28 protein-coding genes and 1 riboswitch are annotated in these 26,625 nt (G+C 70.5%); of the genes, 16 read left to right on the forward strand and 12 right to left on the reverse strand.

Annotated features, from left to right (window positions below; genetic code table 11):
• Positions 1-26: 26 nt before the first annotated feature.
• Entirely contained in the window at positions 27-575 is a 549-nt protein-coding gene (gene msrA / locus ITJ62_RS14230; protein WP_064295677.1) for a peptide-methionine (S)-S-oxide reductase MsrA, read from the forward strand.
• A gap of 61 nt (positions 576-636) precedes the next feature.
• Here msrA and ITJ62_RS14235 read toward each other — a convergent pair whose 3' ends face one another.
• Positions 637-846, reverse strand: coding sequence for a hypothetical protein (locus ITJ62_RS14235; RefSeq protein WP_124767435.1), 210 nt, complete (start codon positions 844-846; stop codon positions 637-639).
• Between the two features lie 221 nt (positions 847-1,067).
• Between ITJ62_RS14235 and ITJ62_RS14240 the strand changes: the two genes are divergently transcribed.
• The 6 genes from ITJ62_RS14240 to ITJ62_RS14265 all read left to right on the forward strand — a co-directional run bounded on the left by ITJ62_RS14240 (position 1,068) and on the right by ITJ62_RS14265 (position 6,691).
• Entirely contained in the window at positions 1,068-1,289 is a 222-nt protein-coding gene (locus ITJ62_RS14240; protein WP_064295679.1) for a hypothetical protein, read from the forward strand.
• A 99-nt stretch (positions 1,290-1,388) separates the two neighbouring features.
• Entirely contained in the window at positions 1,389-2,084 is a 696-nt protein-coding gene (locus ITJ62_RS14245) for an LON peptidase substrate-binding domain-containing protein (RefSeq protein WP_370581927.1), read from the forward strand.
• A gap of 234 nt (positions 2,085-2,318) precedes the next feature.
• The gene (locus ITJ62_RS14250) at positions 2,319-3,272 is read left to right on the forward strand and encodes a sugar phosphate isomerase/epimerase (RefSeq protein WP_194603440.1); all 954 of its coding nucleotides are present in this window, start codon (positions 2,319-2,321) and stop codon (positions 3,270-3,272) included.
• A gap of 27 nt (positions 3,273-3,299) precedes the next feature.
• Positions 3,300-4,253 (forward strand): 3-hydroxyacyl-CoA dehydrogenase family protein, encoded by a 954-nt coding sequence (locus tag ITJ62_RS14255; RefSeq protein ID WP_194603443.1) that lies wholly within the window; start codon positions 3,300-3,302, stop codon positions 4,251-4,253.
• A 76-nt stretch (positions 4,254-4,329) separates the two neighbouring features.
• A complete protein-coding gene (locus ITJ62_RS14260) occupies positions 4,330-5,103 on the forward strand; it encodes an SDR family NAD(P)-dependent oxidoreductase (protein WP_194603445.1) in 774 nt (257 codons plus the stop codon).
• 214 nt (positions 5,104-5,317) lie between these two features.
• Entirely contained in the window at positions 5,318-6,691 is a 1,374-nt protein-coding gene (locus ITJ62_RS14265; protein ID WP_228498506.1) for an MFS transporter, read from the forward strand.
• Between the two features lie 93 nt (positions 6,692-6,784).
• On the opposite strand, the gene ITJ62_RS14270 is transcribed toward ITJ62_RS14265, so the two are convergent.
• The 5 genes from ITJ62_RS14270 to ITJ62_RS14290 form a co-directional block, all read right to left on the reverse strand.
• Positions 6,785-7,498, reverse strand: coding sequence for a GntR family transcriptional regulator (locus tag ITJ62_RS14270; protein ID WP_370581928.1), 714 nt, complete (start codon positions 7,496-7,498; stop codon positions 6,785-6,787).
• Between the two features lie 102 nt (positions 7,499-7,600).
• The gene (locus tag ITJ62_RS14275) at positions 7,601-8,404 is read right to left on the reverse strand and encodes a triose-phosphate isomerase family protein (protein ID WP_194603448.1); all 804 of its coding nucleotides are present in this window, start codon (positions 8,402-8,404) and stop codon (positions 7,601-7,603) included.
• Positions 8,404-8,865, reverse strand: a complete 462-nt coding sequence (locus ITJ62_RS14280; protein ID WP_194603450.1) for a ribose-5-phosphate isomerase — start codon at positions 8,863-8,865, stop codon at positions 8,404-8,406. The genes ITJ62_RS14275 and ITJ62_RS14280 overlap by 1 nt, the downstream gene beginning before the upstream one ends.
• A 108-nt stretch (positions 8,866-8,973) precedes the next feature.
• Positions 8,974-10,704, reverse strand: a complete 1,731-nt coding sequence (locus ITJ62_RS14285) for a dihydroxyacetone kinase family protein (protein WP_194603454.1) — start codon at positions 10,702-10,704, stop codon at positions 8,974-8,976.
• 287 nt (positions 10,705-10,991) lie between these two features.
• Positions 10,992-11,756: a GNAT family N-acetyltransferase gene (locus tag ITJ62_RS14290; RefSeq protein WP_194603458.1), complete on the reverse strand. Its 765-nt coding sequence runs from the start codon at positions 11,754-11,756 to the stop codon at positions 10,992-10,994.
• Positions 11,757-11,866: 110 nt separating this feature from the next.
• Between ITJ62_RS14290 and ITJ62_RS14295 the strand changes: the two genes are divergently transcribed.
• Both ITJ62_RS14295 and ITJ62_RS14300 read left to right on the forward strand, forming a co-directional pair.
• Positions 11,867-12,658 carry a response regulator transcription factor gene (locus tag ITJ62_RS14295; protein ID WP_064295688.1) on the forward strand — a complete coding sequence of 264 codons (792 nt, stop codon included), beginning with the start codon at positions 11,867-11,869 and terminating at the stop codon, positions 12,656-12,658.
• 80 nt (positions 12,659-12,738) lie between these two features.
• Positions 12,739-14,286, forward strand: coding sequence for a sensor histidine kinase (locus tag ITJ62_RS14300; protein WP_370581929.1), 1,548 nt, complete (start codon positions 12,739-12,741; stop codon positions 14,284-14,286).
• Between the two features lie 107 nt (positions 14,287-14,393).
• On the opposite strand, the gene ITJ62_RS14305 is transcribed toward ITJ62_RS14300, so the two are convergent.
• From ITJ62_RS14305 to ITJ62_RS14315, 3 genes are all read right to left on the reverse strand, one after another.
• On the reverse strand, positions 14,394-15,032 hold the full coding sequence (locus ITJ62_RS14305) for a GntR family transcriptional regulator (RefSeq protein ID WP_194603465.1): 639 nt from the start codon (positions 15,030-15,032) through the stop codon (positions 14,394-14,396).
• Complete coding sequence (locus ITJ62_RS14310) at positions 15,029-16,000, reverse strand: DMT family transporter (protein WP_194603468.1); 972 nt, start codon at positions 15,998-16,000, stop codon at positions 15,029-15,031. The genes ITJ62_RS14305 and ITJ62_RS14310 overlap by 4 nt, the downstream gene beginning before the upstream one ends.
• A 115-nt stretch (positions 16,001-16,115) precedes the next feature.
• Positions 16,116-16,565: a hypothetical protein gene (locus tag ITJ62_RS14315; protein ID WP_194603470.1), complete on the reverse strand. Its 450-nt coding sequence runs from the start codon at positions 16,563-16,565 to the stop codon at positions 16,116-16,118.
• A 241-nt stretch (positions 16,566-16,806) separates the two neighbouring features.
• Here ITJ62_RS14315 and ITJ62_RS14320 point away from each other — a divergent pair, with 241 nt between their 5' ends.
• The 3 genes from ITJ62_RS14320 (at position 16,807) to ITJ62_RS14330 (ending at position 21,208) form a co-directional block, all read left to right on the forward strand.
• The gene (locus tag ITJ62_RS14320) at positions 16,807-19,062 is read left to right on the forward strand and encodes a carboxypeptidase regulatory-like domain-containing protein (RefSeq protein ID WP_194603473.1); all 2,256 of its coding nucleotides are present in this window, start codon (positions 16,807-16,809) and stop codon (positions 19,060-19,062) included.
• A gap of 104 nt (positions 19,063-19,166) precedes the next feature.
• Positions 19,167-20,444 (forward strand): CDP-alcohol phosphatidyltransferase family protein, encoded by a 1,278-nt coding sequence (locus ITJ62_RS14325; protein WP_194603476.1) that lies wholly within the window; start codon positions 19,167-19,169, stop codon positions 20,442-20,444.
• An 80-nt stretch (positions 20,445-20,524) separates the two neighbouring features.
• Complete coding sequence (locus ITJ62_RS14330; protein WP_194603479.1) at positions 20,525-21,208, forward strand: HAD family phosphatase; 684 nt, start codon at positions 20,525-20,527, stop codon at positions 21,206-21,208.
• 10 nt (positions 21,209-21,218) lie between these two features.
• Here ITJ62_RS14330 and ITJ62_RS14335 read toward each other — a convergent pair whose 3' ends face one another.
• Positions 21,219-21,740: a DUF1622 domain-containing protein gene (locus tag ITJ62_RS14335; protein ID WP_194603482.1), complete on the reverse strand. Its 522-nt coding sequence runs from the start codon at positions 21,738-21,740 to the stop codon at positions 21,219-21,221.
• A 60-nt stretch (positions 21,741-21,800) separates the two neighbouring features.
• Positions 21,801-21,901, forward strand: a riboswitch (TPP riboswitch).
• Between ITJ62_RS14335 and thiM the strand changes: the two genes are divergently transcribed.
• The 4 genes from thiM to ITJ62_RS14355 all read left to right on the forward strand — a co-directional run bounded on the left by thiM (position 21,893) and on the right by ITJ62_RS14355 (position 25,360).
• Positions 21,893-22,744, forward strand: coding sequence for a hydroxyethylthiazole kinase (gene thiM, locus ITJ62_RS14340; RefSeq protein WP_194603485.1), 852 nt, complete (start codon positions 21,893-21,895; stop codon positions 22,742-22,744). Its footprint overlaps the riboswitch before it by 9 nt.
• On the forward strand, positions 22,741-23,451 hold the full coding sequence (gene thiE / locus ITJ62_RS14345) for a thiamine phosphate synthase (RefSeq protein ID WP_370581930.1): 711 nt from the start codon (positions 22,741-22,743) through the stop codon (positions 23,449-23,451). The genes thiM and thiE overlap by 4 nt, the downstream gene beginning before the upstream one ends.
• Positions 23,448-25,016: a bifunctional hydroxymethylpyrimidine kinase/phosphomethylpyrimidine kinase gene (locus tag ITJ62_RS14350; RefSeq protein WP_228498507.1), complete on the forward strand. Its 1,569-nt coding sequence runs from the start codon at positions 23,448-23,450 to the stop codon at positions 25,014-25,016. Before thiE ends, ITJ62_RS14350 begins: the two co-directional genes overlap by 4 nt.
• Before the next feature lie 47 nt (positions 25,017-25,063).
• Positions 25,064-25,360 (forward strand): pyrimidine/purine nucleoside phosphorylase, encoded by a 297-nt coding sequence (locus tag ITJ62_RS14355; protein WP_064296149.1) that lies wholly within the window; start codon positions 25,064-25,066, stop codon positions 25,358-25,360.
• Positions 25,361-25,452: 92 nt separating this feature from the next.
• Here ITJ62_RS14355 and ITJ62_RS14360 read toward each other — a convergent pair whose 3' ends face one another.
• Complete coding sequence (locus ITJ62_RS14360; RefSeq protein ID WP_194603488.1) at positions 25,453-25,851, reverse strand: hypothetical protein; 399 nt, start codon at positions 25,849-25,851, stop codon at positions 25,453-25,455.
• A gap of 51 nt (positions 25,852-25,902) precedes the next feature.
• Positions 25,903-26,607: an ABC transporter ATP-binding protein gene (locus ITJ62_RS14365; protein ID WP_194603491.1), complete on the reverse strand. Its 705-nt coding sequence runs from the start codon at positions 26,605-26,607 to the stop codon at positions 25,903-25,905.
• Between the last annotated feature and the right edge of the window lie 18 nt (positions 26,608-26,625).

Genomic DNA, 26,625 nt, shown 5'->3' on the forward strand with positions numbered 1-26,625 from the left:
GTGCTCGGCACGAAGGAGGAGTCACGATGAGTGCAGCAGACGAGCAGAGCACGACGACCGAGCGCGCGGTGCTGGCCGGCGGATGCTTCTGGGGCATGGAAGACCTCGTCCGGAAGATGCCGGGCGTGAAGTCGACGCGCGTGGGCTACAGCGGTGGCGATGTCGCCAACGCGACCTACCGCAACCACGGCACGCACGCGGAGGCACTCGAGGTCGTCTTCGACCCGAGCAAGCTGTCCTTCCGCGAGCTCCTGGAGTTCTTCTTCCAGATCCACGACCCGTCGACGAAGAACCGTCAGGGCAACGACGTCGGCCTGAGTTACCGCTCGGCGATCTTCTTCACCTCGCCCGAGCAGGAGCGCGTCGCCCGCGACACGATCGCCGACGTCGACGCCTCAGGGCTCTGGCCCGGCAAGGTCGTCACCGAGGTCGAGCCGGTCTCCGAGTTCTGGGAGGCCGAGCCGGAGCACCAGGACTACCTGGAGCGCATCCCATGGGGCTACACCTGCCACTTCGTGCGCCCGGGATGGAAGCTCCCGCGCCGCGCCGAGGTCGCGGAGCAGGCCACCGCGTAAGCAAATCCTCAGCGCCCGGCACTTCGGTGTCGGGCGCTGTGCTGTGCGTGGACCGACAGGCTCAGACGCCGTCGGCGCGCGACGAGTTAACGGCGTCGGACGCCAGTCGTGGCGCGAACCGCGGGTCGAACTGCAGCGGTGGATCGTCGGGTGATGCCAGTGACGGCTTGCCGAGGCGGACCCACTCGAGGTACTGGAGATAGGGGTCGGACCCGGCATCGACCGGCGCATCGACGATGCGCTTGCGTCCCCACGGCCACTTCCACCCCACGATCAGCATCCTACGGACGGTTCCTGGAGATCCGCGGACCATCGCGCCACGATCTCGCAACGATGCCTCCAGTCGTCGGTCGCATTCGCTTGACGGATAGAAAGTTGTCCACCAGCCGTCGGTGCTGTCATGATGAAGCACGGCGGAGATAGCTAGACAATCGAGATACTTCGAGGGGTTGTCCGGATCCGGTCGCTGCACCCGCCGAGAGAGGTCGTTCCATGGGCTCCACCGGCAGCGAGACGTCTGAACTCCGTCGAGCCTGGGTCGAGCAGCTCACGGCCGATCGCTTCGGCGTCTTCGTGGGAGATCGGCGCGTCGGGTTCATCGACGTGGACTGGCCGCTGCACGTCGCCCTGCGCGGAACCGACTATGAGACGGCGGTCGAGGTCGATCGTGCGATCCGGTTCGATCAGGCGCTGCGTGCCGTCCTCGCCGCCTGAGTGGCCTCCGGTGTCCGGCGGCTATGATCGCAGCACGATCCGGGTGGACGATCGGCCGGGTGACGCCCGGTCGGGCCTGCGAGGCGGAGGAGGGCTGACGTGACCGACTCCTTCAGTGCCGAGCCGTGGGCATCCGGCCTCCCGGTCCTCGAACTGCCGATGTTCCCACTCGGCTCCGTGCTGTTCCCGCACATGCCGCTCGCCCTGCGGCTCTTCGAGGAGCGCTACCTGACGATGCTGGCGCACCTCCTCGAGGCGGAGGACCCGGCGTTCGGCGTGGTGCTCATCGAGCGCGGGCGCGAGACGGGCGGCGGTGAACACCGGTTCCGTACCGGGACCGTGGCCGAGATCGTCGAGGTCGACGGCGGCGAGGGGTTCGTCGCGGTGATCGCCGAGGGCGGTCAGCGGTTCGAGGTGACCGACTGGTTGCCCGACGACCCGTACCCGCGCGCCGAGATCCGTCCGCTCGACGACCTGCAGTGGGACGAGCGCTGGGAGCAGTTGCGGGACGAGACCGAGGCGGCGGTGCGGCGCTCGCTCGCCGTGGCCAGCGAGTTCAGTGAGCAGCAGTGGGCCTCGGTCGTGGAGCTCGCCGACGATCCGCTGGAGTCGTCGTGGCAGCTCGCGGGCATCGCCCCGGTGAGCGAGATCGACCAGATGCGGTTCCTCTCGGCCGGTTCGCTCGAAGAGCTGCTGGTCGGTGTGCGCGATCGCGCCACCGAGGCCGGCGAAGCGTTCATCGCGGGCGGCATCGCCGACGCGGACGACGAGGACTGGGACATCCTCGGCGGCTGAGCCCCGTCGTCGCACCTCGACAAGCTCGGTGACGGGGTTCGCCCGGTGACCGGGTGCACTCGGCCGCTGGAAGCTCGCCTCCCCCTCCGCCGGTCATTGAGCTTCCCCTCCGCCGGTCACACTAAGCCTGTCGAAGTGCCCTTGCGCATTCGTGGAAACGCTTTACTATTTCCTATAGGATCTTTTTGACCGGGAGCACCAGCCCCGAGCAGTCCTTGAGCGCAATGGAGCATCATGACGGATACGACCGCGACCGCGTCGACCCCCCGATGGACCGCCGACACCTGGCCCATCGCCACCTGCCTGCACGGCATCCCACCCGTCGACCGCAACGGCGTGTCCCTGCACGACGCGGAACCCGAAGCGTGGGACGACCTCTTCGCGCAGGTCGCCGGCGTCGGGTTCACGCTCGCCGAACTACCCGACAGCCACGTCCGACCCGCCGACCTCGAACCGTCCCGTCGCGACGAGTTCCTCGCCATCGCGAAGTCGCACGGAGTCGGCGTCCCGTCCGTCCACCTGCAGCGACAGAGCGTGATCATGCCGGGCCACGAGGAGCGCAACCTCGAGTACGCGCACCGCACGATCGACGCCGCCGCCGAGTGGGGGATGCAGGTCTTCTCCACCGGCCTGCACCAGCCCTTCAACGATGCGCAGCGCAAGGCGCTGTGGTTCTGGACCGCGCAGGGCCCGAAGGACCCCGACGACCCCGAGGTCTGGAACGCCGCCGTCAGCCGCATCCGCGAGCTCGGCAAGCACGCGGCCGAGGTCGGCCTGCCGCTCGCACTCGAGCTCTACGAGGACACCTACCTCGGCACCGCCGACAGTGCGGTCCGGTTCGTGGAGGAGGTCGGGCTCGACAACGTCGGCCTGAATCCCGACGTCGCGAACCTCATCCGCCTGCACCGCCCGGTGGAGGACTGGCGCGAGCTGTTCGCCAAGACCCTGCCCTACGCCAACTACATGCACGTGAAGAACTACACCCGCGACGAGTCGGCCGACGGCAGCTGGGCGACGTCCGTGCCCTCCACCATGGAGGCCGGGCTCATCAACTACCGCCAGGTCTTCCGCGACGCCGTCGAGCTCGGCTTCAACGGCATCATCCTGGCCGAGCACTACGGAGGCGACAGCCTCGGCATGTGCTCCACCAACCAGAAGTACATCAGGACCCTGCTGCCGCAGGCCTGATCCAGACGACCACAGGAGAGCTTCATCATGACCACACACACCATCGCCGTCGTCGGATCGGGGTACATGGGCGGCGGCATCGCCCAGGTGCTCGCGCTGTCCGGCGCCACCGTCCGCATCGCCGACATCTCCGAGGAGATCGCGCGCAAGAACTACGACCGTCTCATCGCCGAGGCCGAGCAGTTCGTCGCCGACGGCCTCTTCCCCGCCGACGCCGTGGAGCGGATCCGCGCCAACGTCTCGCCCGCCGCGTCCATCGAGGAGGCCGTGAGCGGAGCCGACTTCATCGAGGAGGCCGTCCCCGAGAAGATCGAGATCAAGCACGAGACCCTCCGTCGCATCAGCGCCGCCGCCTCGCCCGACGCCATCATCGGCTCGAACACCTCGACCATCCTCATCGGTTCGCTCGCGGAGGCCGTCACCAACCCGGAGCGGTTCCTCGGCGTCCATTTCTCGAACCCGGCCCCGTTCATCCCCGGCGTCGAACTCATCCCGCACGAGACCACCGCCGATGCGGCGATCGCCACCGTCGAGGAGATCGTCGCGGCGACCGGCAAGGAGACCGCCCGCGTCAAGGACGCCACGGGCTTCGTGCTCAACCGCCTGCAGTACGCGCTGTTCCACGAGGCGACGCAGCTCGTCGAGGAGGGCGTAGCGACGCCCGAGGACATCGACACGATCGTCCGCACCACCTTCGGCTTCCGGCTCCCCGTCTTCGGTCCGTTCGCGATCGCCGACATGGCCGGACTCGACGTGTACTCCTTCTGCTACGCCTCGCTCCAGACCCGGTGGCCCGAACGGTTCGCCACGCCGGACTCCCTCAAAGAGCTCGTCGACGCCGGCAAGTTCGGCACCAAGTCGGGTGCCGGCTACCTCGACGTCCCGGCCGACCGCACGCCCGAGCTGATCGCCTACCGCAACAAGGCCTACGTCGCGATCAAGCAGCTCATGGACGAGCTCGGCCCCGCGCCCATCAACTGAGCGCGGCGCCGACCGAGCGCACCGTCCGGCTCGATCGGACACCCGACTTCACCACTCCCACGCAGAAAGGCCGTCCATGACCGCCACCACCTTCCCCGAATCCAAGACCGTCGTCCTCACCGGCGCAGCCTCCCCGCGCGGCATCGGTCGCGCCTCCGCCCACCACCTCGCCGAACTCGGCTGGAACATCGGGATCATCGACCTCGACGAGGCTGCGGCGCAGGCGGTCGCCGCCGAGATCGCGGAGCAGCACGGGGTGCAGGCGGCCGGCGCCGGCGCGAACGTCGCCGACGAGGCGCAGGTGCGTGCCGCGTTCGACGCGCTCGAGGCCGCCCTCCCACAGCTCGTCGCCCTCGTGAACCTCGCGGGCGTCGCCTCACCCGTGCCCTACCTCGAGGTGAGTGCCGACGAGTGGAAGCGCGTCATCGACATCAACCTCAACGGTGTCCACTACACGACCCGCCGTGCGGTGGAGTCGATGGTGTCGAACGGTGTCGGTCGCGTCGTCAGCCTGTCGTCCGTCTCCGCCCAGCGTGGCGGCGGCACCTTCAGCAAGACGGCCTACTCGGCGGCGAAGGCCGGCGTGATCGGCTTCACCCGCAGCGTCGCCCGCGAGCTCGGCCACGACGGCATCACGGTCAACGCCATCTCGCCCGGACCCATCGACACCGACATCATGGGCGGCACCCTCACCGAGGAGCGCAAGACGGCCATGGCCGCCGACGGCGTCCTGCCCCGCATCGGCACCCCACGCGACATCGCCGCCGCCATCGCCTACCTCATCAGTGAGGACGCCGGCTTCGTCACCGGTCAGACGCTGAACGTCGACGGCGGCCTCTACATGCACTGATCCACCACACGCACCACGAGCGAACGGAGCAGCACCATGCAGCACCTCACCGGTCAGTGGACCAAATCCCGGTTGATCTTCCTCGGTCTCGGCGTCGTCTTCGTCGGCATCGGCCTCTGGATGATCGTCCCCTCGATGGTCTCCTGACCACCGCCAGCAGCAGCAGTAGCGCCAGCAGCACCCACCCGCACCAGTCATCTCAAAGGAGAGTGTCTTGTCCACACCCAATTCGCCGGCGATCGGATCGACCAACGATCCGGCGCTGAAGTCGGCGATCCGCAAGGCGTCGAAGCACCTCATGCCGATGCTCGTCATCCTGTACTTCGTCGCGTTCCTGGACCGCACGAACGTCGGCTTCGCCGAGGAGGCGCTCAGCGTCGACCGCGGCATCTCGAACGGTGCCTTCGCCCTCGGCGCCGGCATCTTCTTCATCGGCTACGCGATCTTCGAGATCCCGAGCAACCTGCTCCTGAAGAAGTTCGGCGCCCGGTTCTGGCTCGCCCGCATCGCGGTGACCTGGGGCATCGTCGCGGCCCTGTTCGCCTTCACGACGAACGACACGATGTTCATCGTCCTGCGCTTCCTGCTCGGCGTGACCGAGGCCGGGCTCTTCCCCGGCGTCATCATGTTCCTGTCGGAGTGGTTCCCGAACAAGGTCCGTGTCCAGATGTTCTCGATCTTCTACCTGGCGCAGCCGTTCTCGCAGATGCTCGGCGCCCCGCTGAGTGGTGGCCTCATCAGCTTCGGTGACGCCCTGACCCCGTGGCACGGCTGGCAGGTGATGTTCTTCGCCGAGGGCATGCTCGCGGTCCTTGCCGGCTTCGCAGCGCTCTACTTCCTCACCAACTCACCACAACAGGCGAAGTGGCTGGACCAACAGGAGAAGGACTCGTTGACGGCCGCGATGGAACGCGAGGACACCGTGCGGCAGTCGGATGGCCCGACCGGTATCGCGAAGGCGATGACGAGTTGGAAGGTGTGGTACTTCACCATCATCTACTTCTGCCTGCAGATCGCGGTGTACGGCACGACCTTCTACCTCCCGCAGCAGGTGGCGAACCTCATCGGTCAGGACGTCGGCTGGCAGGTCGGTCTCGTGGCGGCCATCCCGTGGCTCGTGGGTCTGTTCGCCTGCTACTACGTGGGCCGGAACGCGAACACGGTCGTCCGTCGTCGCACCTGGGGCACGATGTTCTACATCTCCACCGGCGTGTTCATCCTGGCCTCGGCCTGGGCTGGTGCGAACAACCAGCCCTTCCTCGGCATCCTGTTCATCACCATCGCGGTGGCGAGCTTCCTCTCGGTCGGGCCGATCACGTGGGCCTACCCGACGGCGTTCCTCACCGGAACGGCTGCAGCGGCGGGCATCGGCCTCATCAACTCGCTCGGTAACCTCGGCGGCTTCGTCGCGCCGATCATGCGCACCGGGATCAACGAGAGCGTGCCGACCGACAGCGGTGTGTGGGGTGTGGTCTCGCTCGGGGTGTTCGCCTTCCTCGCGGCCGCGATGCTCTACTGCACCCGGTTCTTCCGTGGTGCGAAGGCGGACGAGCTGCTCGAGACGACGGCGAACCGCACGGCGCACTAGTCACGACGCAACACCCGGACGGGGTCGATCGCTCAGGCGGTCGGCCCCGTCTCTGCGCCCTTCGACAGGCTCGGGGTCCGGAGGAGGGGCGGCTCAGTGCTCGGCGTCGCTGCGGGCGCGGGTGCGCACGAGCTCGATGTGCGAGCGCATGGCCGCCGCGGCGGCCGCGGGGCCGTCGGAGAACGCGTCGAGGATGGCGCGGTGCTCGACGACCGCCTGGTCGGCGTCGGTGACGCCCGTCTCGACCGTCTGGCGCATGCGGTGCACGCGGGTGGAGATGCCCTCGGACATGTCGAGGAGGAAGGGGTTGCGGGTGCCCTCGAAGATGAGGTGGTGGAAGTTCCAGTCCACCGCGAAGTACTCGCGGAGGAGTGCGACGGGGATCTCGCCGGCCGATGCCGCGGCGCGCACCCTGGCGGTCATCTCGACGTGCTGCTCAAGTGCGACCTCGAGGGCCGGGACGAGCTCGTCTGCGTGGGCGGCGGCCAGCGCCGTGGCACCGCTCTCGAGCACGATGCGGGCGTCGAACAGCGACTCGAGCTGGTCGTCGGCGAGCGGCGGTGCCACCCGGTAGCCCTTGTGGGTGACCCGGGTCACGAGGCCGGTACGCTCCAGCTGGACGAGCGCCTCGCGGACCGGCGTCGGCGAGACGTCGAGGTCGCGGGCGATGGCGTCGATCGACAGGCGGGCACCCGGTTCGATGCCGGAGCTCAGGAGCATGTCGAGCACCAGCTCGTAGACGCGGTCGCGCAGACCGCGGCGCTCGAGCGAGGAGGAGGCGCCGAGCGGGAAGACGGCATCAACCACGGCAGCCTCCGAAGGGTGTGCTCGAGGCGTCGTCACGGAGGGGAACCTCCGGTCGAGCGGCCGCGATGATCGTCGAGGACCAGTTTACGGGGCCTCCAGGCGTCATCGCGGCAGGTCGGAGCCCGCGCGGTCGAGGCCGGCCACCTCGTCGAGCACCAGTGAGAGGGCTGTCGGATCGTGGGCGAAGCGGCCGAGGAAGACCCCGTCGACCGCGTCGCCGATCGTCGTGAGCAGGCCGGGTCCGGCGCTCCCGCCGTAGATGACGGCCGAGGTGGTCTCGATGTGCCCGGCCGCGGCGAGCGTGTCCAGGTGGCCGCGCAGTCGGAGGCACACCGTGCGGATGTGGGCTGGACTCGCGGCCTCGGTGGCGCCGATGGCCCAGTGCGGTTCGTAGGCGACGATGACGCGGCCCACGATCCCGGCGGCGACCGCCCCTGCCAGGGCGTCGTCGAGCTGTGCGACGCACTCAGCGGCCGCCACCTCGGCGTCTCCGTGCTCGGCCTCGCCGATGCACAACACCGGCGCGAGCCCGTTGCGGAGCGCAGCGGTCGTCTTCGCGCGGACGACGTCGGGCGTCTCGCCGAACAGCCGGCGTCGCTCCGCGTGCCCGACCTCGACGACCTCGCAGCCGACCTCGCGGAGCTCTGCGCCGCTCACTTCGCCGGTGAACGCCCCGGTGTCCTCGGCCGCGAGGTCCTGAGCCCCCACGGACGCGACGCCGCGGAGCCGCTCGACCGCGCCGGTCACCGAGAGGTATCCGGGGATGACGAACAGCTCCGCCGCGCCGGATCGGAGTGCGTGGTGCTCGGCCGACACCCCCGCGACGACCGAGCACCAGTCGAGCGTCTGCGCGTGCCCGAAGTACATCTTCAGGCTCACGCCGACGAGTCTGGGACGTCCTGACATCAGGACGCTTCGTACGCGCTGATCTCCTGCACCTTGTCGTTCGAGGCGCTCGATGCGTCGAACTCGTAGGTGAGCCACTCGCGCACGTTGCGGCGGGCGAGTTCGATGCCGACGACGCGCTGGCCCATGCACAGGACCTGGGCATCGTTCGAGAGCACCCCGCGTTCGACGGAGAAGCCGTCGTGCGCGGTGACGGCTCGGATGCCCTGGACCTTGTTCGCCGCGATCGCGACGCCGAGGCCCGTGCCGCAGATGAGCAGCGCGCGGTCGGCCTCGCCGCGGGCGACGATCTCGGCCGCGGTCACCGCGACGGTCGGGTAGTTGGTGTGGCCGTCGGCGTCGACCCCGACGTCGACCACGGAGGCGACCAGGTCGCTCGCCTCGAGGTCGCGCTTGATGATCTCCTTGTAGTCGTAACCGGCGTCATCGGAGCCGATGACGATTCGCCAGGTGCGGGTCATGGTGTGCCTTTCGTTGCTGGCCCTTCGACAAGCTCAGGGACCGGTGTGTCGCTTCAGGGAGCGGGGTGTCTGTTCAGGAAGCGGAGTGTCTGTCGGTGGAGCGGTCGTTCAGCGCTCGGCGAGCAGGGTGCCGACACGCTCGACGATGAGGGCGAGGGAGACGGCTCCGGGGTCCTCGACGCCGACGGCCTTCGAGCCGTGCGAGCGGGCTCGGCCCATGCCGGGCATGAGACCGGCCGTGTCGTGTGCCGCAGCGGTTGCTGCCGCCGCCGCGGTGGTCCAGGCGGTGGAGAGGTCGTCGCCGGCGGTGACGCGTTCTGCGAGCGTGTCGGCGAACGGGACGAGGGCGTCGACGAGCGTCTTGTCGCCGACGGAGGCCTTGCCGTAGCGCATGACGGCGTCCTTCGCTGCGGTCACGCCCTCGCTCACGGCGGTGGCGGTCGGGCGCTCGGCGTCGCCGAGGCGCTCGCCGAGGGTGCGGAGCATGACGCCCCACAGGGCGCCCGAGGTGCCACCGGCGCGGTCGGACCAGGCGTCGCCCGAGCGGTCGAGCAGGGTCGCGACGCCGGCACCGGCCTCGCGCAGGCGCTCGGCCTCCTCGGCGGCGGCGGTCGCCCCGCGATCCATACCGATGCCGTGGTCGCCGTCGCCGACGATGGCGTCGAGGCGTCCCAGCTCGTCCGCGTGCTCCGCGAGGAGCTCCTGGATCGCGGAGATCGCGTCGGCCACGACGGCCGCCGACTCCTGCGACTCGGGCGAAGCGTCCGGCACGACGAAGGCGACGTCCTCGGTGTCGTCGGCGGCGACGGTCTCGAGTGCGCCGGAGTCGACGGCGCCCGTGCGGAACGCGGGCGTGTCCGCAGCAGCACTCCACAGTCGCTCCAGCTCCTCGTCCACCCAGAGCAGGGTGAGTGAGACGCCGGCCATGTCGAAGCTCGTGCAGAACTCACCGACCTGCGGGTCGACGAGGGTGATCCCGGCGTCCTCCAGCAGGGAGGCGATGCGGTCGTAGACGACGAACAGCTCTTCGGACTTCACGGAACCGAGGCCGTTGAGGATCGGGACGACGCGCGCGCCCTTCGGCGTGACGCCCTCCGGGATCTCGGCCTCGTTCAGGAGGTGGTGCACGAACAACTCCGCCAATCCGTCCGCGGAGGGGATGTCGGTCTCGTCGATACCGGGCTCGCCGTGGATGCCGAGCCCGACGGCCATCCGCCCCTCCGGCACGGAGAACAACGGTTCGTCGGCACCGGGCAGCGTGCACCCGGAGAACGCGACGCCCATCGAACGGGTCCGGGTGTTGGCCAGGATCGCCACGCGCTCGACGTCGTCGATGGAGTACCCGCCCGATGCCGCACCGCCCGCGACCTTGAAGACGGTGAGGTCGCCCGCGATTCCGCGCCGCTTCTCGAGTTCGGTGGGCGGTGCGCTGAAGATGTCGTCGGTCACGGTGACGGTGCGGCAGTCGATGCCGTCGGCGCGCACGGCGTCCTGGGCGGCGGTGAAGTGCAAGACGTCGCCGGCGTAGTTGCCGTAGCTGAGGAGGACGCCCCGGCCCTGTTCGCTCGCGCGGACGACGCTCTCCACCTGGTGTGCGGACGGCGACGCGAAGAGGTTGCCCATGGCCGCACCGTGGGCGAGTCCCGGGCCGACGAGGCCGGCGAAGGCGGGATAGTGCCCGGATCCGCCACCGATCACGAGGGCGACCTCCGGTTCCGCGGACTTCGTGGAGCGCGACACCCCGCCGGAGACCTTGCGCACCCAGCGTCCGTTGGCTCGGACGAAGCCGTCCACCATCTCATCCGCGAAGTCGGCCGGTCGGTTCCAGAGCCTGGTCATCTGCATCTCCTCGTCATCGAGTCCGTCGATCCGGCGCAAGCCGGCACATCGCGATAATCCTATAGGATATTGGAACCGACCGGAACCCTGGACAGCGCACAACTCAGGACGCCGCGGGCTGGTCGGCGCCGTCGGACGGCAGCCGGAGGCGACGCGCCGAGGACCTCCTGCGTTGTGGACGCGTGACTCGAGGGGCACACGTCGACGGCGTCCCGACGGCTGAACCTGCCGAGGCTGGAGTGGGGGAGACTCAGCCCCGGCAGGTTCGGCGATCGGGACGCCGGCGATCAGGGGCGTGTGACGGTGGACTCCGTGTGCGTGGCTTCGACGCGTTCTGCGCGACGCGCGGCGAGGAGCGAGGGCGTGATCGCGAAGGTGATGCTCGACGACCGGCGCGGCGCGGTCGCCCGCAGGAAGCCGAGCCGCTCGGCGAGGGCGATGGACCTGGTGTTCTCCGGCTCGATGACGGCCGTCACGGTCTTCGCCCCGACCTCGCGGAAGGCCAGGTCGATCATCGCCGCCGAGGCCTCGCTCGCGAGACCGCGTCCGCCGACGGCGGGGTCGAGGACCCATCCGATCTCGACCGAGCGCGCAGCAGGCTGGACGTCGCGGAGGTGCAGGGAGACGTCGCCGACGAGCCGCCCGTCGTGCTCGACGGCCAGAGCGAGGAAGTCGCCCGACTGCCAGAGGCGGCTGTGCCGGACGCGGTGACGCAGGTGCTCGCGGGACGCCTCCCGGTCGCGGACGGGCCACGGCAGGTGCTCGACGACCTCGGGCGTGGACTGGATGCGGTACCAGGCCTCGGCGTCCTCCAACCGGTGGCGACGCAGGACGAGACGGTCGGTGCTGATCGGGTGCGCATCGACCGGAACCTCGATCCGCGGCCCGCGGAGGAACCGAGGACGTGAGACACCTGCCGGGAACAGGGGGCGCAGAGCATGGACCGCGGCGGCGAGACCGCTCCGGATCCGGTCCGCGGGCTCGGCCGTCGCGCCGGCCGTTCGACGACGGCGGGGGGCGAACGACGTGCCCAGGGGCTCTGCTCGGGTCATGCCCTCCACGGTAGGCACCGCACCCATGGGCTCGGCCTGAAAAGATATGAGGCCTCTATGAATCGCCCGTCGCTCCCGCGCCTCGCAGCTCGACGACCGATAATCGTTCCATGCCCTCCGACCTGCCCACGCAGATCGTCGACTCGGGGCGCCGCCGGGCGGTCCTCGCCAAGCTACCGCGGATGTACCGGGCCGACGGTTCACCCATCCGCGTCCTCCTCGTCGATGACGAAGCGGTCCTGACCGACCTCGTGAGCCTTGCCCTCGGCTACGAGGGGTGGGTCGTGGACGTCGCCACCAACGGTCGCGAGGCCGTCCAGCGCTACCGCACGGAACGTCCGGACGTCGTCGTCCTCGACATCATGTTGCCCGACATGGACGGGCTGAGCGTCCTCCGCCAGCTTCGCAGCTTCTCGCAGGGGGAGCCGGAATCGGGCACCCCGACCCTGTTCCTCACCGCACGCGACTCGGTGGACGACCGCATCATGGGACTCACCGCCGGCGGCGACGACTACATGACGAAGCCGTTCTCGCTGGAGGAGCTCGTGGCCCGCCTCCGCGGTCTCCTCCGCCGCACCGCGCACGTCGTGTCCGACGACGACTCCCGCATCACGATCGGCGGGCTCTTCCTCGACGAGCGCAGCTACGAGGTCAGCCGCGACGGCGAGCCGGTGGCGCTCACGACGACGGAGTTCGAGCTGCTCCGCTACTTCATGCGCAACCCGAAGCGCGTGCTGAGTCGTGCCCAGATCCTCGACCGCGTGTGGAACTACGACTTCGCCGGCAAGGCCAGCATCGTCGACCTCTACGTCTCCTACCTCCGCAAGAAGATCGACGCCGATCGGGCGCCGATGATCCACACCGTCCGCGGTGTCGGATACGTGCTGCGGCCGGTCGAATGAGCACCGCATCGGTTCCGACCGCTGGCGCGCCGACGCCTCGGGTGGACCGGCGGCACCCGTGGACGCTCCAGCGACGGCTGGTGACGGGCATCGCGGCGGTCATCGCGGCCGTCCTCGCGGTGTCCGGCATCCTGACGATCGTCACGGTCGAAGGGTCGGTCACCGCCGTCGTCGACACGCAGCTCACCGGATCGATGGAGGCCTTCGAGCACTCCGTGGTGAAGTTCCACGATCAGCAGGCCGGTGGGGGAGCCGTGGTGGACCCCGATGCCACGCGCGGTGAGCCCGGATACGTCAAACCGTTCGTGGACTACGTCGGTCATGGTCCCGGCACGCTCATCGCGCTCGTCGCGGACGGTGGGGTCGTCGACTCCGCGCGCTTCACCCAGTCCAACGCGACAGCGCTCGACGTGCGGACGAAGGCGCTCATCGAGGAGGCCGTCGCGGCCGACAGCTCCGAGCGACAGAACATCGAACTGGGGTCGCTCGGCGGATACCGGCTCGAGTTCCTCGACCACGGCGACGGCGAGACCCTCGTGGCCGGCGTCTCGCTCGCCACCCCGCGAGCGGCCGTGCAGCAGGAGGCGATCGTCATCGCGGTCCTCGCCGTGCTCGCGCTCGCGGTCACCATCGTCGGGGCGATCATCGTGGTGCGCCTCGGGCTCCGACCGTTGTCCCGCGTGGCCGCCGCCGCCGAGGAGGTGTCCACGCTGCAGCTCGAGCGCGGCGACACCGGGATCGACGTGCGGGTCGATCAGGCCGACACCGATCCTCGGACGGAGATCGGCAAGGTGGGCGAGGCGCTCAACGGCCTCATCGACCACGTCGACCGCGCACTCGCCGTCCGTGCCGCGACCGACAAACGCATGCGCCGGTTCGTCACCGACGCGAGCCACGAACTCCGGACGCCGCTCGCCGCGATCCAGGGCTACGCCGAGCTCACCCGCCAGGACAGCGAGAACCTCCCGCCCATGACGGAGCACGCGCTCGCCCGCATCGAGTCGGAGGCGACCCGGATGAGCTCGCTCGTCAGCGAGTTGCTCCTGTTGGCGCGTCTCGACGAGGGCCAGGATCTGCACCTCGACGACGTCGACCTGAGCGACCTCGTCGCCGCCGCCGTGAGCGACGCGGCCGTCTCGGCGCCGGCGCACCACTGGTCGGTCGACGTGCCGGAGCGCGCGATCATCGTGCGCGGCGACCGCGAGCGTCTCCACCAGCTCGTCGTGAACCTGTTGTCGAACGCCGCCGTGCACACCCCGGCCGGCACCTCCGTGGTCACCCGCATCAGCGCACCGAAGAGTCCCGACGAGCCGCAGCGTGCCTCGCTGACGATCGCCGACGACGGACCCGGCATCGACGAGGCCTTCCTCCCCGAACTCTTCGACCGGTTCGCCCGGGCCGACTCGTCGCGCTCGCGTGCCGCCGGCAGCACGGGCCTCGGGCTGGCGATCGCGCTGTCGATCGCCGAGGGCCACGAGGGCTCGATCGAGGTCGCCTCGTCCTCCGCCGGCACCACGTTCACGGTGACGCTGCCGTGGTCGGGCCCGTCCGAGGAGCACCCTGCGGTCCGGCCGGCGGCCGACGCCACCGGCTCGCGCCCGGAGGCGGTCGCCTCGACGCGAGGCTGATCGCCCGACCGCGGTCGTCGAGTTGCACCCGGTCGCCGAGCTCGTCGAGGTGCCCTTCGACAAGCTCAGGGACCGGACGGGGTGGCTCAGGGACCGGAAGGGCTGGGTCAGGGGGCCGACTGGCGGAGCGCGATGAGCTGCTTCGCCGAGTGCGCGAGGTGCGCGCGGAGCTCCGCCTCACCGTGGTCGCCGCTGAGCGCGTGGACGAGTCGGTCGTGCTGGTCGATGAGTTCCTCGGGCGGGAGGACGCTCCGGAGCTGCACCATGAACAGGCCGAGTTCGGCGAGCAGCCCACCGTGTGCCTCGCTCAGCCGAGGGCTCCGGGCCGCGGCGACGATCGCGTGGTGCAGCTCGGCGTGCGCGACCTCGATGGCGCGGTGATCGCCGGGTCGGTCGAGGCAGATGCGTCGGAGACTGTCGTTCGCCGCGACGATCGATGCCGCGGGACGTGATCCCGGTTCCGTACGCGTTCGCAGCAGCCGGACCGCCTCGGCCTCGATCGCCGTCCGGTACTCCATGAGGGCGAGCACGTCGGCATCGCTGAACGACCGCACCCGTGCGCCGCGGTAGGCCTCGAACGTGACGAGGCGCTCCGCCGCGAGCGCCTGGAGCGCCGCTCGGACGGTGTGCCGGTTGACGCCGAACCGGGCGGTGAGGGCGGTCTCCCGCAACGGCTCGTCCGCGCCGAGCCGTCCGTCGAGGATGTCCTCCCGCAGTGCATCCGCGACGGCGTCGACCGCGGTCATGGGGCGACCTCGCGACGGTCGATGCGCTTCGGTACGACGAGGATCGCGAGTCCGATCACGAGCAGCGCGGCGCCGACGACGGTCGACGGCCCGAAGGACTCGCCGAGGAGCAGGATGCCGAGGAGCGTCGCCGTCAGTGGTTCGAAGAGCGTGAGGGTCGCGACGCGAGACGCGGGCAACCCGCCGAGTGCGTAGCCGAACAGCAGGTACCCCGCCACCGTGTTCACGAGCGCGAGCCACGCGACCGCGAGTGCGCCGGATGCGGTGAGGATCCAGGCGGTCTCGGTGGCGAGGAGGATCGGCACCGAGACGAGCGCCGCTGCGCCGAAGAGCGCCGCCATGGTGCCGAGCGGCGTCCATCCGTGCTCGATGAGTGCCTTGCTGCAGAGCGTGTACAGGGCGTAGGAGGCTCCGGCTCCGACGGATGCGAGCAACCCGTCCACCGAGACGGTCCCGATCCCGCCGCCCGTCACCCCGGACAGGACGGCGACGCCGGCTGCGGCGACGATCGTGGCCAGGAACCAGCGGCCGCTCGGGCGTCGACGGTGGATCGCCCATTCGAGGAGGCCGGTGATCGCGGGTGCGGAGCCGAGCGCGGTGAGCGTCCCGATCGCGACACCGTTGCGTTCCGCCCCGAGGAAGAAGAACGGCTGGTACGCGGTGACCCCGATCGTGCCCACGACGACGGCGACGATGAGGGCGGGCCTTCCGAGTTCCGCTGCGCGGGTCCGAGGTGGCGTGGACCTCGAGCGACGGGTGAAGGCCGCCCACACGAGGACGAGGAGCGCTCCGCCGAAGACGATGCGTGCAGCGCCGAACGCGACCGAGCCCACCTCGATCGGCAGGAGCGCGTGAGCCGTCCCCGTCGTCCCGAAGCACACAGCGGCGAGGATCGCGGCGGCGACGGACAGGCGCCCCGCGGCGGTGCTGTCGGCAGTCGTCGGGGTCTCCGTCGGCGAGCGGGTCATGGGGACAGCCTGCCGCACGATTGTGTAACAATCAACGGCTGGCTGGGATGTCCGGGAGACACGCCACGACGCCCGCCCGCTAGAGGAGCGGACGGGCGTCGGGTAGGAGATCGGGTCAGCCGGCGTAGCCGCTGCTGATCACCGACACCCCGAGCAGCAGGGCTGCGCCGGCGGCGACGATCAGGGCGAGCGCCAGCATGGTTCCGGAGATGATGACGGCGGTGAGGGCGAAGCCCTTCGACTTCGGCTTGCGGGCGAGCGCGATGATGCCGAGCACGAGCGAGGCGATCGGCAGGAGCACGAACGACGGCGCGACGACCGCGGCGATCGACAGGGCGAACGCGATGATCGACAGCGTCTGGGTCGAGCTCTCACGGTCGGCGGCCGACGCGACGGGCGCCGGAGCGGCAGGGAACGGGGCGCTCGGCTGTGTCGGCCAGACCTCGTGCACGGGCATGGCCTGGGTGAGGGGTTCGGGGCCGAAGGCTTCGGTCGGGGCGTCTGCCAGGGTCACGTCCTCGGCGGGCGAGATCGTGGTGGACTCGGTGGTGGCTGAGGCGGACATGAGGTGGGTTTCCTTCCTCCGCGGTGTGCGGAGCTGATCGGTTGATGGTTCCAGCCTCCTCGGATCACCGCCGGGGCGCGTCGCCCGCGCGCCCGATCTCCCGTCCTCCCGCGGGATGATCCTGCGCGTCCGGTCCATGGGTCTGCGATGCCGCAGCCGTCGATACCACCGTTTCGGCTGACCCTCGGAAATGGGACACCGGGCTTTCGCAGGCGAAGGATGTGTGTTCATCCTGACGCCCATGACCCGCCGCATCGGAGCCGCTGTGCTCGCCCTGCTCGGAGCCTCAGCGCTCGCCCTCACCGCAGCCGTCCCGGCGGCCTCCGCCGCGACCACCTCGAGCTGGGCGACGTGGCCCACGTTCTCCGGTGCATCGGGGTCGTACCAGGGCACGATGACCCTGGCCGGTCAGCCCGCCCTCACGGCGGCGTTGACGAGCGACTCGGTCGGTGGCGGTGGCGGTGGCGTCGGCGTCATCTCGGGCGCTTCCACCTGGTTGGCGGCGTCGACCCCGGTCGGCGCGAAGTACGGCAGCAGCCGCGATCAGCCCTACCTGAACCTCCGCCCGAAGGCGAACAACGCGGCGTCGCCCTCGACCACCACCTACTCCTTCGCGACGCCGACGCCGCCGTCCGGCTGGACCTTCGTCCTCGGCGACATCGATGCCGACCAGGTCACCGTGACGGCGATCGGCCCCGACGGCACGGCGCTCACCCCCGACGAGCTCGGGTTCAACGGAGGCTTCAACTATTGCGCTCCCGGTCTGGCCGGTAAGCCGTCCTGCACCGGTTCCGCGACGGACGTCCCCACCTGGGACCCGGCGACGCAGGTGCTCCGCGGCAATGACGCCGCCCAGGACACCGCCGGTGCAGCGGGGTGGTTCGAGCCCTCCGCCCCGATCTCCAGTCTCACGTTCACCTTCCAACAGCGTCTCGGAGCGCCCGTCTACCAGGCGTGGTTCGCATCGCTCGCACGTGACGTGACCGGCACGGTGACCGACCAGACCACGGGCCCGTTGGACGGCGTCGGCGTCCGGCTCATCGACCGCGACGGCCGGGTGGTGGCCTCGACCACGACCGCCGGAGGCGGTGCCTACGCCTTCGCCGGCTACTTCGCGACCGACGGCTACACCGTGCAGCTCGTCCCGCCGACCGGGAAGATCGTCGATGGTCCCTCACGAGCCGCCGCGGATCTGACGGACGAAGATGCCGTCGCGGACTTCACCGTCCGCGACATCGTGCCCGTCGCCGTGTCGGGGACCGCGCTCGACACCGACGGCGTCCCGATCGTCGGTGCCACCGTCACCATCGACGGTGTCGGCAGCGTCACCACCGACACCGATGGAAACTACCTCTTCGACACCGTGCCGGTCGGCGACCACACGGTCGTCATCACGCCGCCCGCGGGCTACGCGGTGCAGACCGCCCCGGCACCGTTCACCGTGCCGGTCGGGAGCGAGACGCCCATCACCGAGCAGGACTTCGTGCTCGTCGCGAACCCCAGCCTCGGTGGGGTGATCACGTCCGGTGGGGTCGGTGTGGCCGGCGTCACCGTGAGCGTCGATGGTCCGAACGGGGTCGAGAGCGCCGTCACGGCCGCCGACGGTTCCTACCGCTTCCCGCTCCTGCCCGCGGGTGCCTACCAGGTCTCGATCGTCGCGCCCGAGGGGTACGTCGTCTCCGGAGCGGCCACCCGGGAGGAGGAGCTCGCCGACGCCGATCTCGACGCGGTCGACTTCGAGCTCGCTCGGCTCGGCACCGTCATCGGCGACGTCCGCACGGACACCGACGCTCCGGTGCCCGCAGCGACCGTCACGGTGACGACGCCGGGCGGCCCGGTCGCCCTGACCACGACGGCCGAGGGCTCCTACGGGCTCGCCGACCTGGCGCCGGGCAGCTACGAGGTCACGCTGACCGTCCCGGCCGGGTACTCGGTGCCCGCGGGTGGCGCCACGACCGCCACCGTCGTCGTCGGCACGGACGGGGCGGTCCAGACGGTGCCCACCTTCGTGCTCGTCGCCGACGCGGTGCTCGGCGGCCTCGCCGGAACGGTCGAGACGGACACCGGTGCTCCGATCGCGGACGTGACCGTGACCGTCGAGACCCCGGCCGGCCCGGTCGACGTCACGACGGACGTCGACGGCGCCTACGACCTCGACGGCCTCGCGCCAGGTTCCTACGAGGTGTCCGTGGCGGTGCCTGAGGGCTACACCGCCGAGGGCGCCACCACGGCGACCGTGGTCGTCGCCGCAGGCGGTTCCGTGGTCTCGGTATCGGCCTTCGTCCTCGTTCCCGACGCTGTCGTACCCGTGCCGTCGACGAACCCGAGCGACCCCGCGGTTCCGGGCAACGCGGGTCGTCTGCCCTCGACCGGTGCGGACGCGATGCCGTGGATCGTCGCGGCCGGAGCGCTCTTCGTGCTCGGCGCCGCCGGTGTCGTCACCGCGGCCGTCCTGCGTCGTCGACGCGCGAATCGGGACGAGCTGTCCGGCGAATGACCGTTTGAACGACCCCTCGGGGATGGGAGGGCGCGGCTCGTCCGTAGACTTGGGCGAGCCGCGCCCCACCCAGGAGTGCGGATCGCACTGCTGAACGGGGATCCGTGGACATCATCGGGTGGGTGAACGACGCCGCGACGGCGCTGCCCGATCCGCTGATCTGGATCCTCGGGCTCCTGTTCACGACCGCCGAGTCCGGCCTCTGGCTCGGCCTCGTCGTCCCCGGTGAACCGGTGGTGCTCCTCCTCGCGGCCATGCTCGACTCCGCCCCCGGTGCCCTCGTGCTGTTCCTCGCGGTCGCCCTCGGTGGGTCACTCGGGGACCAGCTCGGCTACCTCGTCGGTCGTCGTTCCGGTGGTCGCCTCCGTGACTCGGCCATCGTCCGGCGTCTCGGCGTCGACGGCTGGGACCGCGCGGTCGAGGCGCTCGAGCGACGCGGGGCCCAGGCCGTCTTCCTCACGAGGCTCGTCCCCGTGCTCCGGTGCCTGACACCGACCGCCGCTGGGGTCGCCCGCGTGCCCTACCGGTCGTTCCTCGCGGCATCGCTGCTGGGCTCCCTCCTCTGGTCCGCCGTCTACGTCGGGGTCGGCTCCCTCGTCCGCGCCACGCTCGACACGGTCCGCCAGTACCTCGGTGCCACCGGCTGGGTGCTGCTGTTCGCGCTCGTCGTGATGGTCACGGTGGTCGCGATCGCCCGATTCCGCCGTGGTGCCGCGATCCCAGGCGACGAGGCGATGATCCCGGTGACCCTGCACGAGAAGACGCCGCTCGCGCGCCTCCGGACGCAGTTGTTCTCCGACGACGACTGGAAGAACCTGCCGAACGCGATCACGGCGGGACGTATCGTCCTGCTCCCGGTCTTCGCCGCCCTCGTGATCACCGGCTCCTACTGGGCTGCGCTCGTCGTCGGGGCGGTCGTGTTCCTGAGCGACGTCGCCGACGGGCAGATCGCGCGCCGCATGGGCACGGTCTCCGCGCTCGGCACCTGGCTCGACGGCGTGGCCGATCGCCTGACCGTGGTCGTGGTCGCCGCGTCGTTCGCCGTCGCGCAGATCATCCCGTTGCAGGTGTTCGTGGTCATGATCGTCCCCGACCTCCTGCTCGCGTTCGTCGCCGTCGTCGCGTTCCGCGGGACGCCCGAGGTGCCGGTGAGCATCGCGGGCAAGATCCGGACGGTGTTCCTCTTCGTCGGCTTCTTCGCGCTGCTCACAGGCCTCGCGCTCGGCGGCGGGGATCAGGCATCGGCGCTCTACCGGGTCTTCGGCGGGGTCGGCTTCGTGGCGATCCTCCTCGGACTCCTCGGCCACTTCGTCGCGGCGACCCAGTATGCGCGACGCATGGTCGTCACCTGGCAGCGACAGGGCGTCCGCGCGGCCCGCTGACCATGACACCGACCGTCGTCGGAGGTCGCCGCCGGAGGGCACACGGCCACAGCGCAGGCGGTGTCGTTTAGGCTCGGAGCATGCCAGTCGACTATCCGGACCTCGTCATCTTCGACTGCGACGGCACGCTCGTCGACACGGAACGCATCTCCGTCCGGGTGAACCTGCAGCTGCTCAACGAGGTCGGCGGCGACTACACCGAGGCCGAGGTGCGGGAGCTCTTCGTCGGTGCCTCGCTCGAGACCTACGCAACGCTCGTCGAGCAGCGCCTCGGGAAGCCGCTCGAGGCCGACTGGATCCAGCGCTGGAGCGACATGTTCCGCGGCATCTGCGAGCGCGAGCTCGAGGCGGTCGACGGTGTCGTCGACGCCCTCGACGGCATCGCTGCGACCGGGGTGCCGCTGTGCGTCGCCTCGAACGGGATGCTGCACGACGTCGTCCGCAACCTCGGGCAGGTGGGCATCCACGACCGCTTCGACGGGCGCATCTTCAGCGCGACCGATGTCGCCGTGGGCAAGCCCGCACCCGACCTCTTCCTGCACGCCGCCGCCGACTTCGACACGCCCCCCGAGCGGTGCGCGGTCGTCGAGGACAGCGTCGTCGGCGTCCTGGCTGCCCGCGCGGCCGGCATGACGGTGTACGCCTACGCCGGTGGCATGACACCCGCCGAGCGGCTCGTCGGCGACGGCACCCACGTCTTCGACGACATGCGCCTGCTGCCACACCTCATCCGCGACACCTGGGCGACCTCCGCGGCACGCTAGCCGCACTGCACTAGCTGCGACTGCGGAGTTCGGGGAAGCCGTCCTCATCGTCGGGGACGGCCTGCGTCGTGACCGTCGGCGCCGGTGCCGCGTCGGACGGCTCGAGGTCCTGGGCCGAGGCGTCCTGCTCCTCGGCGCGACGTCGGGTGCGTTCGCCGCCGCGCTTGACGGCGCGGTCGAACAGCTGCGGGCCGGTCGTCGCCAGGCGCTTCCAGGGGAGGGTGCCCTCGATCTCGATCTGCAGGGAGAAGCTCAGCAGGGTGCGGATGACGACGATGATCGCCAGGACGAGTGCGTCGGTCAGCGAGGGCGTCGACGTGACCGTCTTCACGAGGTCGGCGGCCACGAGGATCTCCAGCCCGAGCAGGATGACCGAGCCGATCGTCTCCCGCAGCATCCGGAAGGCCCGTGCGCCGTCGCGCGTGCTCCACCACAGGCGGGCCGAGAGGGTGACGGCGATCACGAAGCCCACGACCATCGCCCCGACACCGGCGACCTCGAAGACGATGGTGACCAGCTCGAAGAAGTCCATCCCTCCATCATCCTCGCCCGCCCGCTGGACGGGAAGCCGACCCGACCCGCTAGGGTGGTCGCGAGTGACACGGGGTGCCGATCTCACGACGATCGGCTGAGAACACACCCGTCGAACCTGATCTCGTTAGTCCGAGCGAAGGGATGTCGCGAATGAGCATTCGCACACCACAGCAGTCTGCCCACCCGTCCACCGACGACTCGTCCGTCGGCGAATACGCGAGCGCGTCCGGGGACCTCCTCGACCGCCTGCGCGAGCGCACGCCGCTCGTCCAATCGATCACGAACGCCGTGGTGACCAACTTCACCGCGAACGTCCTGCTCGCCATCGGCGCCGCTCCGGCGATGACCGACATCCCCACCGAGGCCGGACCGTTCGCCCGCGTCGCCTCCGGGGTGCTCCTCAATCTCGGGACGCCGCAGGCGGAGCAGCGCGAGGCCATGGTCGAGGCCGCCACCGCCGCGAACGAGGCCGGCACCCCATGGGTGCTCGACCCCGTCGCCGTCGGCTTCCTGCCGGTGCGGACGGCGCTCGCCGCCGAACTCCTCGCCCTCCGACCGACGATCGTCCGCGGCAACGCCAGCGAGATCATCGCGCTCGCCGGACTGGGCGCCGGTGGTCGCGGGGTCGACAGCACCGACTCGGTGGACAGCGCGATCGAGGCGGCCACCGCGATCGCCCGCACCTCGGGTGCCGTCGTCGCGATCTCCGGCCCGACGGACGTCATCACCGACGGTGAGCGCATCGTCCGCTGCTCGAACGGGCACGCCTGGCTCACCCTCGTGACGGGCGGTGGCTGTGCCCTCGGTGCCGTGCTCGCCGCCTTCGCGTCCCTCGACGATGACCGGCTGCTGACGACGGTCGCGGCGACCACCGCGTACACGGTCGCCGCGCAGCTTGCGGCTGCGGAGAGCCGCGGCCCCGGCTCCTTCGCTCCCGCCTTCCTCGACCACCTCCACCTCCTCGACGCCGAGTCCGTCCGCAGCCTGGCGGTGATCGCGTGAGCGCCTCGACCACCTCGGACCGGGTCCTCGCGGCCCATTCGCATGCCGAGCTCGTGCGCCGTGGCATCGCCACCTACCTCGTCACGGACGCCTCGGCCAGCGGGGATCGCGGTGTCCTCGACGTCGTGCGCCGGGCCGTCGACGGCGGGGTGACCGCGGTCCAGCTGCGGGAGAAGACCGCGTCGGCGCGAGAGTTGTTCGACCTGACCGTGCGTGCGGCGGAGGTCGTCGCAGGGCGGGCGCTGCTCCTCGTTGACGATCGTGTGGACGTGTTCCTCGCCGCCCGTTCCGCCGGTGCCGTCGTCCACGGCGTCCACGTCGGTCAGAGCGATCTCCCGGTCGACGCCGTGCGCCGCATCGTGGGGCAGACCGCCGTCGTGGGACTGACGGCGAACACCCCGGCGCACCTCGACGCGGTCGCAGCGCTGCCTCCCGGGACCGTCGACTACCTCGGCGTCGGCGTCATCCGCCCGACGACGACCAAGCCGGACCACCCGGAGCCGCTGGGCGTGGAGGGGTTCGCCGCGATCGCCGCCGCGACCCCGCTCCCGTGCGTCGCGATCGGCGGTGTCTCGCTGGCGGACACGGCCGAGCTCCACGCCGCCGGTGCCGCTGGTCTCGCCGTGGTCTCCGCCATCTGCGCCGCCGACGATCCGGCCGCCGCCGCCCGGGCGTTCCGCAGCGCCTGGATCGAGGTCTCGGCATGAGCGCCGTGGAACAGACGATGACGCCGGAGTCGTCGAACTCGAACCGGGTGCACGGTCGACGACCCGTCACGATCCGCGAGACACCCCGGGTGCTGAGCATCGCCGGGACCGACCCGACCGGTGGTGCCGGGATCCAGGCCGACCTCAAGAGCATCGCCGCGAACGGCGGATACGGCATGGCGGTCGTCACCGCGCTCGTCGCGCAGAACACCCGGGGCGTCCGGTCCGTGCACACCCCGCCCGTCGGGTTCCTCCGCGAGCAGTTGGACGCGGTCGCGGACGACGTGGTGATCGACGCGGTCAAGATCGGGATGCTGGGCGACGTCGCGATCATCGACACCGTGTCGACCTGGCTGCAGGAGACGGTGACCGGACCCGTCGTCCTCGACCCGGTGATGGTGGCGACGAGCGGCGACCGCCTCCTCCACCGCGACGCGGAGGCGGCCATGCGCGCGCTCCTGCCGCACGTCGACCTCGTGACCCCGAACCTGCCGGAGCTCGCCGTCCTCGCGGACGAACCGGTGGCGACGAGCTGGGCCGACGCACTCGCCCAGGCGGAACGGGTCTCGGCGCAGGCGGGCGTGATCGTGCTCGTGAAGGGCGGGCACCTGACGGGGACGACCGATTGCCCGGATGCGCTCGTCGACGCCACCGGTGGTCTGGGTGGCGGCCGATCACTCGTCGAGTTCGACGGTCTTCGAGTCGACACACGGAACACCCACGGAACCGGGTGCTCCCTGTCGAGCGCGATGGCCACCCTCGTCGTCCGTTCGGGGTCCTGGACCGAGGCGCTCGGCGAGGCGAAGGCGTGGCTCACGACGAGCCTCCGGCACGCGGACGCACTCGAGGTCGGCTCGGGCAACGGGCCGATCAGCCACTTCGCCGAGCTGTGGGCAGCGGGAGGGACGACCTCGGGTCGGCAGGACGGTGCCGACATCGTCGCCGACTGGTGGGAGGACATCGCCGAGGTGCGGACGCGGATCGACCACCTGCCGTTCGTGACGACGCTCGCCGACGGCACCCTCGATCCGGCCCGGTTCGCCTGGTACCTGCAGCAGGACGCGATCTACCTGCGGGCCTACTCGCGGGTCCTCGCGAGAGCGAGTGCACTGGCACCGACGGCCGAGGAGCAGGTGTTCTGGGCGACCGGTGCGGCGGGCTCCATCGAGGCCGAGATGGAGCTGCACCGCACCTGGCTCAGCACGTATGCCGTCAGCGGTATGGATGTGGACCCGTCGGCGACGACCACGGCGTACCTCGACCACCTATACGCGGCGACGGTCGACGGCGACTACGGGCGGGTGGTCGCCGCCGTGTTGCCCTGCTATTGGATCTACCAGGATCTCGGTGAGCGACTGGTCGGCGCATCGCACGCGGAGCACCCTTTCGCCGCGTGGCTCGACACCTACGCCGACCCTGCCTTCGCGACGGCGAACGCCCGGGCGATCGAGATCGTCGCCGGGGCGGCAGCTCGTACGGACGAGGCCGGCCGGGAGGCGATGCGTCGGGCGTTCCTGGCCTCGGCCGCGCACGAGGAGGCGTTCTTCGCCGAGCCGATACGATGAAGGCCGGATCCGCCGCCGCGGTCCCGGACCACGACGAGAGGCCCCTGATGCTGACGAGCAACGAGTACTTCGACGGCAACGTGAAGTCGATCGGCTTCACCACGAACGAGCCCGGTGCGGAGTCGGCCAGCGTCGGAGTGATGGAGCCGGGGGAGTACACCTTCACCACGGGCAAGGCCGAGGAGATGTCCGTGATCTCCGGCAAGCTCCGCGTGCTGCTGCCGAACACGAGTGCGTGGCAGGACTTCGGGCCCGACGCGCAGTTCAGTGTCCCGGGGAGCAGCAGCTTCCAGGTCGAGGTCGAGGTCACCACGGCGTACCTCTGCCGCTACCTCAACATCTGAACGCCCTTCGAGACTTCGACAGGCTCAGTGCGGCGCAGCTCAGGGACCGGGGTGGCGACGCCCTTCGACAGGCTCGGGGACCGGTCCGCGCTTCAGGAGTCGACGACCTCGAGCGTGAGGACGACGGTCGTGTCGTCGGAGCTGTTCGTCAGCGTCACCGTCGTACTCCCGACCTCGAGCGGCTGCAGACCGGGGTTGAACGACGCTCCGCCGCGGGAGCCGCCCGGCACGTACTCCGCGATCGACGGATCCTCGACCTCCGCGGACCACACGGTCGGATCGACGGCGACGAGGTCCACCACGTTGTCGAGGCCGACGGTGACGGTGCGGCCGTCCTGATCGACGAGCTGCACGATGACGGGTGCGATCACGCCGGCCTCGCTCGCTGAGCTCTGACCGGAGGGCGAGTCCGCGCCACCGGTGCAAGCACTCGTGCCGAGCACGGCGCCGACGATCGCGATCACGGTCAGCCCACGGGTCGCACGGCGCATGGCGGTCCTCTCTCGACGTGACCTCACCCTACCGCCGGGCGACGGTGGACCTCAGGACCGCAGGGCAAGCGCGTCGGCGGCGGAGCTCAGCCGACCGTCCTCCATGACGAGCACCTGGTCCATGCGGTCGAGGTGGCTCCGATCGTGGGTGACCAGCAGCGTCGCGGCGCCCGAGGTCGCGGTGAGTTCGAGGATGAGCTCGATGATCGCGGACCCGCGCTCGTGGTCGAGTGCACTGGTCGGCTCATCCACGACGAGGGCGTCGGGCTCGTTCATGAGGGCACGCGCGATGTTGACCCGCTGCCGCTGACCACCCGAGAGCTGATGCGGCCGCTTGCCGGCCTGGTCGGCCAGTCCGACGGCGGCGAGCAGCATCGCGGCCCGCTCGCGGGTGCGCGTCCGGTCGGTCCGGGACGCGCGGCTGCCGAGCGTCCCGAGGACGCACAGCTGCTCGAGGGCCGTGAGTGACGGCAGCAGGTTGGCCTGTTGGAACACGATGCCGAGCCTCGTGCGGCGGAAGTCGGTGGCCGCACGGCGGTCGAGGGAGGTGACGTCGACCCCGGCCACCTCCACGAGGCCGCTGTCGGGCCGGATGAGGCCGGCCGCGACGGCGAGCACACTCGACTTCCCGGAGCCCGAGGGCCCGGTGAGCGCGGTGACGGTCCCTGCCGGGACGATGAGGGTCGCGTGGTCGACGGCGGTGACGCGGTGGTCGCCGTCGGGGAAGGTGAGGGTGACGTCGGTGAGCGAGATCATGCGGTGACTCCGATGGTG

Origin of the sequence: Plantibacter sp. VKM Ac-2876, assembly GCF_015350715.1 — a bacterium.
Lineage (GTDB): Bacteria > Actinomycetota > Actinomycetes > Actinomycetales > Microbacteriaceae > Plantibacter > Plantibacter auratus.

Excerpts from the sequence above, each read along its gene's own strand:
- ITJ62_RS14275 (WP_194603448.1), bottom strand. The coding sequence starts at position 8,404 with ATGTCAGGACGTCCCAGACTCGTCGGCGTGAGCCTGAAGATGTACTTC.
- msrA (WP_064295677.1), top strand. The coding sequence starts at position 27 with ATGAGTGCAGCAGACGAGCAGAGCACGACGACCGAGCGCGCGGTGCTG.
- ITJ62_RS14315 (WP_194603470.1), bottom strand. The coding sequence starts at position 16,565 with ATGTCCGCCTCAGCCACCACCGAGTCCACCACGATCTCGCCCGCCGAG.
- ITJ62_RS14335 (WP_194603482.1), bottom strand. The coding sequence starts at position 21,740 with ATGGACTTCTTCGAGCTGGTCACCATCGTCTTCGAGGTCGCCGGTGTC.
- ITJ62_RS14250 (WP_194603440.1), top strand. The coding sequence starts at position 2,319 with ATGACGGATACGACCGCGACCGCGTCGACCCCCCGATGGACCGCCGAC.
- ITJ62_RS14330 (WP_194603479.1), top strand. The coding sequence starts at position 20,525 with ATGCCAGTCGACTATCCGGACCTCGTCATCTTCGACTGCGACGGCACG.
- ITJ62_RS14240 (WP_064295679.1), top strand. The coding sequence starts at position 1,068 with ATGGGCTCCACCGGCAGCGAGACGTCTGAACTCCGTCGAGCCTGGGTC.
- ITJ62_RS14320 (WP_194603473.1), top strand. The coding sequence starts at position 16,807 with ATGACCCGCCGCATCGGAGCCGCTGTGCTCGCCCTGCTCGGAGCCTCA.
- ITJ62_RS14255 (WP_194603443.1), top strand. The coding sequence starts at position 3,300 with ATGACCACACACACCATCGCCGTCGTCGGATCGGGGTACATGGGCGGC.
- ITJ62_RS14350 (WP_228498507.1), top strand. The coding sequence starts at position 23,448 with ATGAGCGCCGTGGAACAGACGATGACGCCGGAGTCGTCGAACTCGAAC.
- thiM (WP_194603485.1), top strand. The coding sequence starts at position 21,893 with ATGAGCATTCGCACACCACAGCAGTCTGCCCACCCGTCCACCGACGAC.
- ITJ62_RS14280 (WP_194603450.1), bottom strand. The coding sequence starts at position 8,865 with ATGACCCGCACCTGGCGAATCGTCATCGGCTCCGATGACGCCGGTTAC.
- ITJ62_RS14260 (WP_194603445.1), top strand. The coding sequence starts at position 4,330 with ATGACCGCCACCACCTTCCCCGAATCCAAGACCGTCGTCCTCACCGGC.
- ITJ62_RS14360 (WP_194603488.1), bottom strand. The coding sequence starts at position 25,851 with ATGCGCCGTGCGACCCGTGGGCTGACCGTGATCGCGATCGTCGGCGCC.
- ITJ62_RS14290 (WP_194603458.1), bottom strand. The coding sequence starts at position 11,756 with ATGACCCGAGCAGAGCCCCTGGGCACGTCGTTCGCCCCCCGCCGTCGT.
- ITJ62_RS14355 (WP_064296149.1), top strand. The coding sequence starts at position 25,064 with ATGCTGACGAGCAACGAGTACTTCGACGGCAACGTGAAGTCGATCGGC.
- ITJ62_RS14310 (WP_194603468.1), bottom strand. The coding sequence starts at position 16,000 with ATGACCCGCTCGCCGACGGAGACCCCGACGACTGCCGACAGCACCGCC.
- ITJ62_RS14305 (WP_194603465.1), bottom strand. The coding sequence starts at position 15,032 with ATGACCGCGGTCGACGCCGTCGCGGATGCACTGCGGGAGGACATCCTC.
- ITJ62_RS14365 (WP_194603491.1), bottom strand. The coding sequence starts at position 26,607 with ATGATCTCGCTCACCGACGTCACCCTCACCTTCCCCGACGGCGACCAC.
- ITJ62_RS14285 (WP_194603454.1), bottom strand. The coding sequence starts at position 10,704 with ATGACCAGGCTCTGGAACCGACCGGCCGACTTCGCGGATGAGATGGTG.
- ITJ62_RS14295 (WP_064295688.1), top strand. The coding sequence starts at position 11,867 with ATGCCCTCCGACCTGCCCACGCAGATCGTCGACTCGGGGCGCCGCCGG.